Annotated in this window: 8 protein-coding genes and 1 riboswitch; of the genes, 6 read left to right on the top strand and 2 right to left on the bottom strand. The window is 30.9% G+C overall.

Annotated elements, in window-relative coordinates:
- Positions 1 to 2320: peptidase (locus tag ACO6OL_RS07485; RefSeq protein WP_485502691.1), on the bottom strand; the 2320-nt coding region annotated here is incomplete at its 3' end.
- A gap of 236 nt (positions 2321 to 2556) precedes the next feature.
- Positions 2557 to 6957 carry a hypothetical protein gene (locus ACO6OL_RS07480; protein ID WP_485502690.1) on the bottom strand — a complete coding sequence of 1467 codons (4401 nt, stop codon included), beginning with the start codon at positions 6955 to 6957 and terminating at the stop codon, positions 2557 to 2559.
- A 575-nt stretch (positions 6958 to 7532) separates the two neighbouring features.
- Positions 7533 to 7630: riboswitch (TPP riboswitch) on the top strand.
- A gap of 143 nt (positions 7631 to 7773) precedes the next feature.
- Here ACO6OL_RS07480 and tenA point away from each other — a divergent pair.
- From tenA to ACO6OL_RS07450, 6 genes are all read left to right on the top strand, one after another.
- Positions 7774 to 8454 (top strand): thiaminase II, encoded by a 681-nt coding sequence (gene tenA, locus ACO6OL_RS07475; protein ID WP_485502689.1) that lies wholly within the window; start codon positions 7774 to 7776, stop codon positions 8452 to 8454.
- 3 nt (positions 8455 to 8457) lie between these two features.
- Positions 8458 to 9255 (top strand): bifunctional hydroxymethylpyrimidine kinase/phosphomethylpyrimidine kinase, encoded by a 798-nt coding sequence (gene thiD / locus ACO6OL_RS07470; RefSeq protein WP_485502688.1) that lies wholly within the window; start codon positions 8458 to 8460, stop codon positions 9253 to 9255.
- A 2-nt stretch (positions 9256 to 9257) separates the two neighbouring features.
- On the top strand, positions 9258 to 10040 hold the full coding sequence (gene thiM, locus ACO6OL_RS07465; protein WP_485502687.1) for a hydroxyethylthiazole kinase: 783 nt from the start codon (positions 9258 to 9260) through the stop codon (positions 10038 to 10040).
- Between the two features lies 1 nt (position 10041).
- Complete coding sequence (thiE, locus tag ACO6OL_RS07460) at positions 10042 to 10674, top strand: thiamine phosphate synthase (RefSeq protein WP_485502686.1); 633 nt, start codon at positions 10042 to 10044, stop codon at positions 10672 to 10674.
- Positions 10675 to 11197: 523 nt separating this feature from the next.
- On the top strand, positions 11198 to 11962 hold the full coding sequence (locus ACO6OL_RS07455) for an alpha/beta fold hydrolase (protein ID WP_485502685.1): 765 nt from the start codon (positions 11198 to 11200) through the stop codon (positions 11960 to 11962).
- Positions 11963 to 12444: 482 nt separating this feature from the next.
- Positions 12445 to 13302, top strand: coding sequence for a MetQ/NlpA family ABC transporter substrate-binding protein (locus tag ACO6OL_RS07450; RefSeq protein WP_485502684.1), 858 nt, complete (start codon positions 12445 to 12447; stop codon positions 13300 to 13302).
- The last annotated feature ends 143 nt before the right edge of the window (positions 13303 to 13445 follow it).

Below are 13445 nucleotides of genomic sequence, written 5' to 3'. Positions count from 1 at the left end.
CTTTTTCTCTTTCAGCTTTTTCTTTAGCTAGTTTATCAGCTTCAGCTTTTTCTCTTTCAGCTTTTTCTTTTTCAAGACGAGCAGCTTCAGCCTGAGCTTTTGCAGCTTCTTCTTGGTGTAAAGTAGTAACTTGTTCTGCTGTTAATGGAGTCACAGTATTCCAGTCAAATTTTACTAATGCTGGAGTATTTGAGTGTCCTTTTAATGGTTCACCGTTTGCGTATACAGAGAAATTAATAGTTTTTTCAGCTAATTTTTCAGCACTTGTGAAGTGGAATAGTTTTTCATTACCTTCACCACCAAGGTCTGTTCTTTCAGCAACTTTTCCATCTACAGTTATTGCCTCAACAGTTCCTACAAGAGGTCCGAATTGTAAGTTTTTAAATGTTAAGTAGTAGTGATAAGTATCATTTACTTTTTCTACACGAGTTTTTTCGTGAACTAGTGCACCATCTGACATTGATAATTTGTTAGTAACGCTAGCATCATGAATTTTAGCTGAAACTAGATTATTAGCAGCTTCCTCTTTAGTAGCTTCTACAGTAGGAAAATTAAGATCTAAAGTTGCATCGATTTCATTGCCTTTTTTATCTTGTTTTGTTACTACTGTCATTTTGAGTTGAACTTTGTCTAGTAATTGATTTGTTGTAAATGAAACTTCTTTATTAGTACCTTCTAATGGAGTAATAAGTGCATTATTGCCATTATGTGAAATTTTTGAAAATTGATATTTAGTACGTTTAGTAACAAATGTGTTACCAGTTGCTTCTTTAATTTTAAATGTGTATTTGTATTCTGGACCTTGTTTCTCAATTTTCACATCTTTTTCAAATAAGTTAGCATATGTTGAAATTTGTTCATTATCTTTTTGATATTTTAATTCCCCTTTTACAGTAGCAGGGAATGTAGTAGGTACTTTATCAGCAGCTACTGCATGATCGGGAACTGTAGGTGCAGCAGGTTTAGGCTCTTCTTTAGGTTTCACCGGTGCAGGTGTAACTGGTTTTGGTTTAGCCGGAGCTACTACTTCTTCAATTTTAGCAGGTCTTTCTTTATATGGAGTTGCAGTTTCATAGTATAATTTTAATGTAACGAAGTGCGACATTAAAGCACCGTTGGGATATGGAGCAGTACCATCTAATTGAATTTTTTCTAATAATTTATCAGTAGTTATAGAACCTTCTTTAACAGAAGAATTTCCGTTTGTAGCAAGAGTAGTTAAAGGTATATCTTTACCTTCATATGCTACTTTGTGTAATTCAAATGGATAGAATTCTCCACCTACATTAGCAAGACCTTTTTTGAATCTTAGAGTATATTTATATTTATCTCCAACTTTTTCAATTTTAACATAACTATCTAATGCAGAACCGTATAGAGACTCTTCATCGTTGTTGTTAGCATTTCTTAAATGTCCTTGGACGTGAATAGGGAATTCTTTATTAATTTTACCTGTATATTCTACGTCCTTATTAGGATTTTTGTATGTAGCTGCTTCGTAGTTATCCGCAGTTACTTTTGTTCTAGAAAGTGATGATAAATCGAATTTTAATATCATCCTTTGAGTTCCAGTTCCAGGATTATTACTCATTTTACCAATAGATTCCATAACAGGAACAAACACTTTAGTAAATGTTTCTAGTTTATTATTAGCATCAATTTTATTTTTATCTACATTGAAAGTAATAGTTTTTGGATAAACAGTACGATTAGGGAATTCTTCTTTGTATGTATCAATAAATGCATCTTTTTCGTTTTCAGCGTAATTTTCAACTATAGTTGAGTCTTTAAACTCGCTATCTTTAATTTCTTCACGATTTGTATGAGTTTTATCACCATCATAGTATTTTAAGTCTCCTAAGTATCCAGACATAGCACCTAATGTAATAGGCTTAAATGTAACACTTACAGAGTACTGTCCATTTTTTACTATTAATTTTGTTTTTTCGTTATCTAATCCAGCGGCAGCCATAGAAGGGCGACCTTCTTCATGGAATTTTAAGGCTTCAGCAGTAATCTTATATTCTCCATCTTTCAAAGCTTTAACGTCTTGAGCTACAGTGGCAGGTTCTTCAGCTTTAGGCGCAGTAGTTGCTGGAGCTGTAGGTGATGCAGTAGCAGAAGTTGCTGGTGCAGTTGTAGCTGTTGCTGGAGTAGCTGGAGCAACTGCTGTAGGAGCGGTTGCTGTTGCCGGATTGCTTGCAACAGCAGTTGTTTCTGCTGCATAAGCAAAGCTATCTTGATCATATGATTCAATAGCTGCAATTGCTGAGAATATAGCAGTCGCAGACAAAACTTTTAATAATGTTGTATTTTTCATATAAATAAGGATCTCCTTTATTTTGTATTTAAATTAGATTTTATTAGATATTAAATCGTTATCACTATTATATTACAAAAACAAAAAAAAATAAAGAAAAAAATGATAATTAGTATCATTTAAACTCTAAAATAAGAGTTTTTTTCTCGAAAGATTCAAATATAAGTCACAATTTAGACACAAAATAAAAAAACAAATGAGTTTAGAAAATTTCTAAACTCATTTGATAATGATTATTATTTATTAATTTTTCTACGTAATATTACTGCAGAAAGTAATGAAATTAATCCTAAGAAACCTGTAGTTGTAGTAGTCGTTCCTGTTTTTGCTAATGTTTTATTGTTTGTAGCTACATGTTTTATTTCTTGAACATTTGTTTTTGTTGCTTCTGAATCTGTGTTGTTAGTTGAAGAATTTCTATTGAATTCTGGAAGTACAGATTGAATCAATGCATTATCTTTGTATGATGTAGGTGTATCAGTAGGTGTTATATTAATGTTAGAAGCAGCTTGGTTCGTTGTTACATTTTTAATAATAGTATATAAACTGAAGTGATTTGTAAAGAATGTTAATTTTCCATCTTTATAGATACTTGGAATTTTTTCAAGGTTATTATTATTTACATAATATACCTCTAATTTTTCATTCTCATTAGCCAATAGCGCTACAGTAACGGTACGAGTTTCACCTTTCTTATCGATTTTATTTCCTTTTTCATCTTTAAAATAAAGATCAATCGTTTTTATTACCTGCATGTTTTCATCAGTATTTTTAACTAAAGATTCTACTTTAGTTGTATTCTTTTCGTCAGCTTCTACGGCTACAAATTGAGTTGCTTTAATATTAGAGTTGTTAAATGAAACACTAATGTTACTAATTTCACCCACGTTTTTCACAGTAGCTACCAAAGTATCTTTAAGTGTAGCATTATTTATAATTGCTTTAAGCTTTTCTTTTTCATCTTCTGAAATGCTGCTATCTTTCATAATACCATCGACTGTTTCAGATTTTAGTTTTTCTAGTTTTTCAATTTCCACTTTTTCTCTAGCAAGTATTTCTGCTTCGATACGAACTTTTTCTGCATTTTCTTTAGCAAGTTTTTCTTTTTGTGCCTGAGCTTTGGCAGCCGCTTCTTTTTCTAATCTTTCTTTTTCAAGACGAGCAGCTTCCTCTTTTTCTTTGGCAAGTTTTTCTTTTTCTGCCTGAGCTTTGGCGGCAGTTTCTTTTTCTAATCTTTCTTTTTCAAGACGAGCAGCTTCCTCTTTTTCTTTGGCAAGTTTTTCTTTTTCCGCCTGAGCTTTGGCAGCCGCTTCTTTTTCTAATCTTTCTTTTTCAAGACGAGCGGCTTCCTCTTTTTCTTTGGCAAGTTTTTCTTTTTGTGCCTGAGCTTTGGCAGCCGCTTCATTTTCTAGTCTTTCTTTTTCAAGACGAGCGGCTTCCTCTTTTTCTTTAGCAAGTTTTTCTTTTTCTGCCTGAGCTTTGGCAGCCGCTTCATTTTCTAATCTTTCTTTTTCAAGACGGGCGGCAGCTTCTTTTTCTTTAGCAAGTTTTTCTTTTTGTGCCTGAGCTTTGGCAGCCGCCTCATTTTCTAATCTTTCTTTTTCAAGACGAGCAGCTTCCTCTTTTTCTTTAGCTAATTTTTCAGCTTCAATACGTTCTTTTTCAGCTTTTTTCTCATCAGAAAGGACTTCAGGTCTATTAATATTAGTAGTTATTACTAATTTAGCTTCAGGTCTAGAATTACCCATTCCATCGTTTGGCACTCTGATATCATAACTATTTTTTACTTCTTTTTCTAGTTCTACTATTAATTTTTTATCAAAATTTCCGATTTCTCCTGTTAAAGAATTTAAATCATCGTATTTATTAACTACGAAGTATTTAACTTTTTCACCATCTATTTTATTTTTGAATACATCTATTTCTAATAGGTGAGAGTGCATTGAACCGAATAGCATCGTTTTTAAATCTAAATCTAAATACGTTTTATTAGGTGTAAAAATTAATTTACCTTTATTTGTAAATACCTGATTAGCCATTGATGTCTCAGTAGGTCTGTAGAATTTCTTAATAGAGTAGTCTATATCTTGAGTTGGATATTTATATGATAAATTGTTTAAAGATTCATACAATTCTTTTATATTATTTTGAAGTGATAAAGCATCATTTAGAGAGTTATTTGTTTTTGAAACTAATGCTTTCAGTTCTTCTAATTTTTCTTTAGTTAATAATTGAGACAATATATCAGAGTTTACTATGTGTGTTAAATTTTCAAAATTATTCTGTAAATATTTAAGATCTGTGTTTTTTTCTGATTTTAATTTTTTAAGATTAATATCAAGATTTTCTAAATGTAATACAATGTTTGATAAACTTGCTTTTGGTCTAGCTAGAGTTTTTTTGATTTTTTCAAGTTCAGCTTCAAGATTTGCTTTTGCAGTTGAAATTGTACTTGTATCAGAGAGTATTTTTTCTGTTTCGCTTACTTTATTATTCAACTCCATAATTTTTTCTTTTTTCAATATTTGAGAATCTTTTTCAGCAATAACAAAATAAGCTTCATCGCTATTTACATTAAATTCTACTCCTTTTTTAGAAGGTGTAGAAGGGATTAGACGAAGAATTCCATTTTCGTAGATATATACTTGCGTATTTGCGGTAGCTTCATATCCAGCTATATTAAGTGTAAATATTGGATTTTCATTAATGTTCCAACCATCTTTGTCAAGAGGAGTGAATTTAGAACCATCTTTTTTCGTTAAATCAAATTTAAAAGAATTAACTTTTGTTAGTCCTAGTTCTTGTACTTTGCTATCTAGAGTGTGATTCATGATTCTTTCGGAAACAGGAGTAGTTTTAATAGTTACATCTTCATCTAATAAGAATTTATTTTTTGATGAAAGAGTTGCAGTATATTCTTTATTATTTATGTTTAATGTTGTTTCTGCTTTGTCAAGAGTTTCTTTTTCGAATGGTAAAATGTATGTTTTTGTTGCACTACTTTCTGTACCATCAATATTGAAAGATTTAACTTTAACGATAATATTTCCTCCGCTAGAAGTAATATTTGTCCCTTCGGCAAATGGATCTATATTTATATTATATGAAAACTCTGGTTTGTGAGGATTGGCATTAGCAAATTTTACAGCCGCATCTTGAGAGTTAAATGTAGGTTCGCTTCCATCGATAGTATATTTAATATGTCTTGTTTTTGTGTTAATTAAATTGTTTCTTTCAAATGACATTTCTAGTGTGTGGTAGTAGTGTCTTGCTAATTTAAATTTGTTTCCACTTAGACCATTATAAGGAGTATAAGTGATTCCATCTTTTGTAAAATCGTATTCTTTACTAGGTTCGTTTGTTTTCTTGATTCTTGTACCACCTAAGGTAGCTTTTATAGAAAATAATTTTGGTTCGTCAACTTGTGCATTATTATTTACTATTACGTTAGCATCATTCCAAGTAATAGTACCATATTGTTTCATTATTCTTGCAGGATATTGAAAATCTCCATAGACTATAACTTCTTTTTTCCCTGTTACTGGTATTTTAACCTCTGATATTTCGTATATTGAATCAGAAGTAGTTATTGTTTCTATTATTTTATTAGAGATAGGAGACAATAAGTCGGAGTTTTTAGCGTTTTGAATTTCTTTATCGCTATATTTTATATTTTGAATACCATCATTGTTCTTTCCTTCTCCAACTTTGCTGTAATAGTTAAAAACTAAATATTCTTCATTGTTTTCTCTTATGAGTTTCCCTATAGTATCGACATTTTTTCTAACTTTAGGCGTAGTTATAGTGTCATCTTTTACAGATAATTTGACAAACCTAGTATCAGTATTTTCAGCGGTATTAATATGCAATGGTTTTAATTTATTAAAATTGTAAGTTAAAATCATATTTTGAACACCTGCTCCGTCCAAAACATAATCCATAACAGGAACAAATACTTGTGTGAAAGTCTCAAGTTGATTGTTGTTGTCTATTTTGTTTTTGTCTACAGAGTAACTAAAAGTTTTAGGGTACACATGGCGCTCAGGATATTTTTTACGATATGTTTCAGAGTATTCATCGTTTTCTTTTTCTGTGTAATTGTCGATGATTTTTGTGTCTTTAAAATCACCATTAGTTATCTCTCTTCTGTTTTCATGAGTTTTATCACCATCGTAGTATTTTAAATCGCCTAAGTAACCTTTATTTCGACCGATTTTTATAGGATTAAATGTAACATTTACGGTATATTTTCCATCTTCAACAATTAATTTTGTTTTTGTATTATCTAGTCCTGCAGAAGCCATTGATGGGACCGTACCTTCAGCATTAAAGTTAAGAGCAGACGCTTCTATACTATATTCCCCATTTTTCAGATTCTTATAATCTTTAAAAGTAGTATTATCTGTAGCAGAAACTGATGGCACTGATACAGGAGTTGTTGTATAAATATTATCAGTAGATGTTGCATCTGGAGTAGTTGTTAGATTTGCACCAGGAGTTGCTGTTGAGCTACTCGCTACAACAGGTGTGTCTTCTGCTGCAAAAGCAAAACTATCTTGATCGTAAGCTTCAATTGCTGCAACGGCTGAGAATATAGCTGTCGCGGATAGAACTTTTAATAATGTATTGTTTTTCATTTTCTATTTTCCCTTCTTTCCTGCCTAAAAATGTACAAACTTTATTCACAATTTAGACACAATTATTTAATAAAATTTGGAATATCCAAGAGGTCAATTTAATATTTAGTTCTGGATTATTCCTTAAATGATGTTTATTTTTAATGAAAATAGGATGAATTACTTAAATAATAAGATTAATATATTTTATGATGTAATTCATTAGTTTTCAGTGAAATAAAATAAGATAATTAATAATATTAATTTGTTGTAATTTGACAAGACTGGTTTTTATATAGTCTTGGTAATTAATTTTCATTATACTATTATAATACAAAGAAGTTAATTAATAAAGGAAAAAGTGATAATGGATTTCATTTGCAGTCTAAAACATATAAAAATTACAATAAAATTACATTAACAATTAACAAATTCGCCATATATAAGAAGAAGTTAATTTTAAAATATAAAAAAATATTATCATAAAAAGTTCTATGATTTAAATGTAATTTTTAATTATATAATTCTTGTAAACCCTTAAACTAATTTGTTGACATTTTAATTTTTCTATGCTACGATTTAAAAAGTGAATAGAATAAAATCACTGGGGGAGCCTTTAGGCTGAGATAACATAGTTAGACCCTTTGACCTGATCTAGATAATGCTAGCGTAGGAAACGTGAATATTTTCAAAATAGAATTAATCCAACATTATTGGAAAATATACTATGAGTAATATATGTTTCAGAGTTCTCTTACGTTAGTAAGGGGACTTTTTTATTTATCATAAGTGATATTATTTTAGACCAAAATTAAATATATTGAGGGGGATATACCTATGAAACTTATTACTGAAATTATGGAAGAAAAGGCATTACCAATTGTTGATAAAATATATAATGATGGATTTATTCAAGGATTAATTAACGCTGATTTATCGGAAAAAGCAGTAGAGCACTACCTGAAAGCTGATGCACTTTATTTAGAGAATTTCAGCGATATTTATGCCATTCTTTTAGCAAAAAGTAATGACAAGGTTGAAAAAAACTTTTTCTTAGGTCAGATTAATTTTGTATTAAACGAAGAAATTGCTGCACATAAAAATTTAGCAGATTACATAGGGAGAGATTATCAAGATATAATTAAAGGCGGAGAGTGGTATCCATCTGCAGACCATTATATAAAACATATGTACTATAATGCATTTGCATTTGGTATGGCAGAAGCGTTAAGTGCAATGGCGCCATGTCCATGGATTTATAAAATGGTAGCTAGAAAGATTTTAGCTAATCATAATTTAGCAGATGATCATCCATTAAAATTCTGGGTTGAATTTTATGCTGATGGCTTAGTAGATGAAGTACTTACTGAGTACTATAAAATTATTAATCGCGAAGCTGAATTTATGAGTGAAGAAGGTAAACAAAGACTTATTAAAAACTTCTTAGAAAGTTGTGAACATGAACGTCGTTTCTTTAATATGGCTTATACGCAAGAACGTTGGGATTTAGAGGTATAGGATATGAGTAAACTTAATATTGCATTAACTATTGCTGGAACTGATCCAACTGGTGGAGCAGGAATTATGGCTGACCTGAAAAGCTTCCAGGCACGTGAAGTGTATGGAATGGCTGTAGTTACTAGTGTTGTTGCACAAAATACGTTAGGTGTGCAGATGATAAGAAACTTGGATTTGGATATATTAGAAGCGCAATTAAAAAGTGTGTTTGATGATATAACACCTGATAGTGTAAAAACTGGAATGATAGCAAATGCTGACATGATGAAATTAATTAAGAGATATTTACCTAAAGATGTTCCTTATGTTGTTGATCCAGTTATGGTCGCGACAAGTGGAGATAAATTGATAGATGATGTTGCAAGAAAACATTTAAAAGAAGAGATATTACCACTAGCAACTATTATTACACCAAATGTACCAGAAGCAGAAGAAATTGTTAATTTTAAAATACTAACAGAAGATGATGTTAATCGTGCAGGGAAGTTCATTATCGATGAAGTTGGATGTAAATCAGTAGTTATAAAAGGTGGACATCTAACTGGAGAAGCAAAAGATTATTTATTTTTAAATGATGGTACTAAAAAAGTATGGACTAGTGAAAGATTTAAGACTAATCATACACATGGAACAGGCTGTACATTCTCAGCTGTTATTGCTGCAGAATTAGCAAAAGGTAAAAGTATAATTGAAGCTGTAGATATTGGGAAAAAGTTCATTACAGCAGCGATAAAACACACACCAGAAATAGGTCATGGAAATGGACCTGTAAATCATATAGCATTTAAAGGAGATTTATAAATATGACAAGTTTAAAATTATTAAAAGAAAAAGCGCCATTAGTGATTTGTATAACTAATGATGTAGTTAAAAATTTCACAGCAAACGGCTTAGTAGCATTAGGAGCATCACCAGCAATGAGTGAGTATCCAGAAGACTTGGAAGATTTATTAAAATATGCTGGAGGGTTATTGATTAATATCGGTACATTAACAGATGAAACTTGGAAATTATACCAAGAGGCGCTTAAAATAGCTGAAAAATATAATGTACCTGCAGTATTAGATCCTGTAGCCTGTGGAGCGGGAGCTTATAGAAAAAAAGTATCAGATGATTTAATAAATAATTACAAACTGGCAGCTATTAGAGGAAATGCTGGTGAGATTGCATCTTTAGTCGGAATAAATGTAGCCTCTAAGGGAGTAGACAGTGCAGGAGTAGATAATATTGATGAAATTGCCTTAGCAGCAAATGCTAAATTTAATATTCCAATAGTAGTAACTGGGGAAGTTGATGCTATTGCTGTTAATGGAGAAGTAATAACAATACATAATGGAAGTGCAATGATGCCTAAAGTTATAGGAACAGGATGCTTATTAGGAGCAGTTCTAGCAAGCTTTATTGGATTAGAGCAAGGTGAAGAATTAAAATCACTAGAGACAGCTATGTTAGCATATAATATTGCCGGGGAAATGGCGGAAAAATCTCCTAATGGACATTTACCAGGAACATTTAAAGTTGAATTTATTAATGCATTATATGAAATTACAGATCAAGATATAAAAGCATTTAAAAAGGTGAAATAAGATGTTTAATAAAGAACTATTAAAATTATATTTTATTTGTGGAACTACTACTTGCTTAGGTAAGGACTTATATACAGTAGTTGAAGATGCTTTAAAAGGTGGAATAACTTTATTTCAATTTCGTGAAAAAGGTGAAGGAGCCTTAGAAGGTAGTGAAAAAGTAGAATTAGCAATAAAACTACAAAATCTTTGTAAAAAATACAATGTTCCGTTTATTGTTAATGATGATATAGAGTTAGCATTAGAAATAGATGCTGACGGAGTACATGTAGGACAGGATGACCTTGGTGTTGACGAGATTAGAAAATTAATGCCGAATAAAATTATAGGTCTTTCTATAGGAAATGAAGAAGAATTTAAACAATCCAAAGTTGAATATGTAGATTATGTTGGTGTAGGACCTGTATATGTCACACAGTCAAAAGATGATGCTGGTGGCGCTATAGGTTATGAAGGACTAGAATTAATGAGAAGATTTTTACCACAAATGCCATTAGTGGCAATCGGTGGTATTCAGACACAACATATTAAAGATATTATGAAAACGAATGTCGATGGTGTGTCTATTATATCAGCAATATCATATTCAGATAATATTGAAAAAACTGTTCGTGAAATGAGCGAACAATTCTAAAATTAGCCTCCAAAGTTTAATTCACCTTTTGATAATTTTCAAGTGGTGATATAAAGAGTAGAGCAAAAATCCTTACCAGTTTTTGAGTCTACTCTTTTTTGTTTAACTAATTAGGGAGAGTTGAGGGACTCAAAAATCGCAATTTCTTAAAAAACAAGATTTTGTCGAGTTCACCCGCGCAGTTAATTAGATACCTAAAAAGCTTTTATAAAGTGAATCTAAATATCAATAAACCACTGGGGCTATGGGTTTTAATATGAACTTTGTTAAATTTTAGAACTTTTTGATTATCCCCTTGAAAGAAATTGATTTTGTCGAGTTGCTCCTGCAAAGGTTATTAGATATCTAAAAAGTTATTTATAAAGTAAATTCTGGCATAAATAAGCCATGGTGTATATGTTTTTTAGAATGTAGAATTTTTGAATTATATCCAGCTCTATATAATTATTTGATTAATGAAGATAATAAGTATATAATTAGCATAGAAAAAAGAATGCTAACAATAAAGAGTGGAGGAAGTTTTATGACGAATATAGTATTGATACATGGTACATGGTGTGATGGAACTGTTTGGGGAGAATTTGAAGATGAATTAGAAAAATTAGGTTTAAATGTATATACTCCAACTCTAAGATATCATGATTTACCTTATGAAGAAGTTGAAAAAAAGGTAGCAGAAGTTAGTTTAGATGAGTTTACAGATGATATTGTAGCGTTAATAGAAACTTTTGATGAAACTCCAATAATACTAGGACACTCGTTAGGAGGACTTCTTGCTCAGAAAGTTGCTATGAGGAGAAAAGTTAAAGGTTTGGTATTAATGGGAACTGCCCCAGCAGCGGGGATATATGCTTTTTATCCAAGTATGGTAATTTGTTTCTATAAACATTTTCTACGCCCAGGATTTTGGAAAAAATCTATGCCGCCTTATAAGCATGCATTTTATGATTATTGTATGAATAATCAAGAAGAAGAGGATAAAGAAAGAGAATTTTCTAAATTAGTTCCAGAATCTGGTTTCACATATTTCCAAATGGCATTACCATTTTTAGATAAACAAAAAGGTGCTTATATTGATTTTGATAAAGTAAGTGAACCTGTGCTTGTTATAACAGGTAGCGAGGATAAAATGGTACATCCAAATATAGCAAGAGCAACAGCAAAAAGATATAAAAATGCAACTCTAAATGTTATTGAAGGCTCAGATCATATGTATGAAGCTCCTAAATATAGAGATAAAACTGTAGAAGTAATAAAGCAATGGTTAATAAACAACAATCTTAACTAGTGATTTTTTGAAAAAAATAGTATTTTATGTAAACGAAAAAGTGAATTTTCATGAATTTTCAAAAAACTTTTTAAAAAAATTCAAAAAAAAGTGTTGACAATTTTATCTGCTAATGATAATATATACTCAAGTTCAAAATTACCGATATTCAAATAAGTACTTTATAGGAACTTTTACAGAGAGTGTGAGTAGGTGAAAGCACACAATGCAGATGATAAAGGAAAATGGTTTGAATGGTAAAAAAAGTGAGTTTTAAAACACAAGCTTTTTTCGTAAGCGTTACGTTACAAACGCACACTATCTCGTATATATTCTAGATACATAGACGTTGTAGTGATAAAGTTCGTAGTTTACGAAAAAGTAAGGTGGTACCGTGAAATTAGTTTCGCCCTTATTCTCTTAGGAGAGTAAGGGTGATTTTTTTTACATAAAATTCGCAAAACCCAAAAATAAATAGTACAAACAAAAGGAGAAAATTATAAATGAAAAAACTATTATTTTTAGTAACAAGTTTCATACTTGGAATCGTATTAATTGGATGCTCAAGTGCATCAAAAACTGAGAAAAAAGGAATCGATGTTGATAAACTAGATCCTAGCAAACCTGTAACTGTAAAAGTTGGGGCTACTAACGTACCTCACGCAGTATTATTAGAGCACGTTGCTCCTCAACTTGAAAAAGAAGGAATCAAATTAGACATCATTACATATCAAGACTACTATGTACCAAACAAAACGTTAAACGATAAAGAAATCGACATTAACTACTTCCAACACGTACCATTCTTAAAAAATGCTATTAAAGAAAATGGATACAAAATTGAAGACGCTGGTGCAATTCACTTAGAGCCAATCGGATTATACTCTAAAAAAGTTAAAAACGTTAAAGACCTTAAAGAAGGTGCTAAAGTATTAGTAAGTAACAACAAATCTGAATGGGGACGCGTAATTAAATTATTAGCTTCTGAAGGATTAGTAAAAGTTAAAGATGGTGTAGACCCAGTAACAGCTACTTTCGATGATATTGCTGAAAACCCTAAAAAATTACAATTCAGCTACGAAAATGATCCAGCTTTAATGGTTAAATTCTACCAAAATGGTGAAGGTGACCTAGTTTCAATCAACGCTAACTTCGCTGTTGATGCAGGATTAAACGCAGCAACTGAGCCAGTATTAGTAGAAAAAGCTACAGACGACAACCCATACGCAAACATCATCGTAGTTCGTGAAGGTGACAAAGACAAACCTGTTGTTAAAAAACTTGTTGCAGCTTTAAAATCTGAAGATACTCAAAAATTCATTAAAGAAAAATGGAATGGAGCAGTATTACCTGTTAAATAATTTCATTAAAAATTTTAAAAAAAGGCAGTTCGGAAGATGTACCGACCCCAAAAAGTTAGACCAAAAAATCTAACTTTTTGGAGGTCGATATTTTTATGACTAAATATAATTTTGAATTTAAAAAGAAAGTCGTACTAGAGTAT

This window comes from Gemella sp., assembly GCF_057272915.1.
This window is presented reverse-complemented; position numbering and strand designations above follow the sequence as displayed.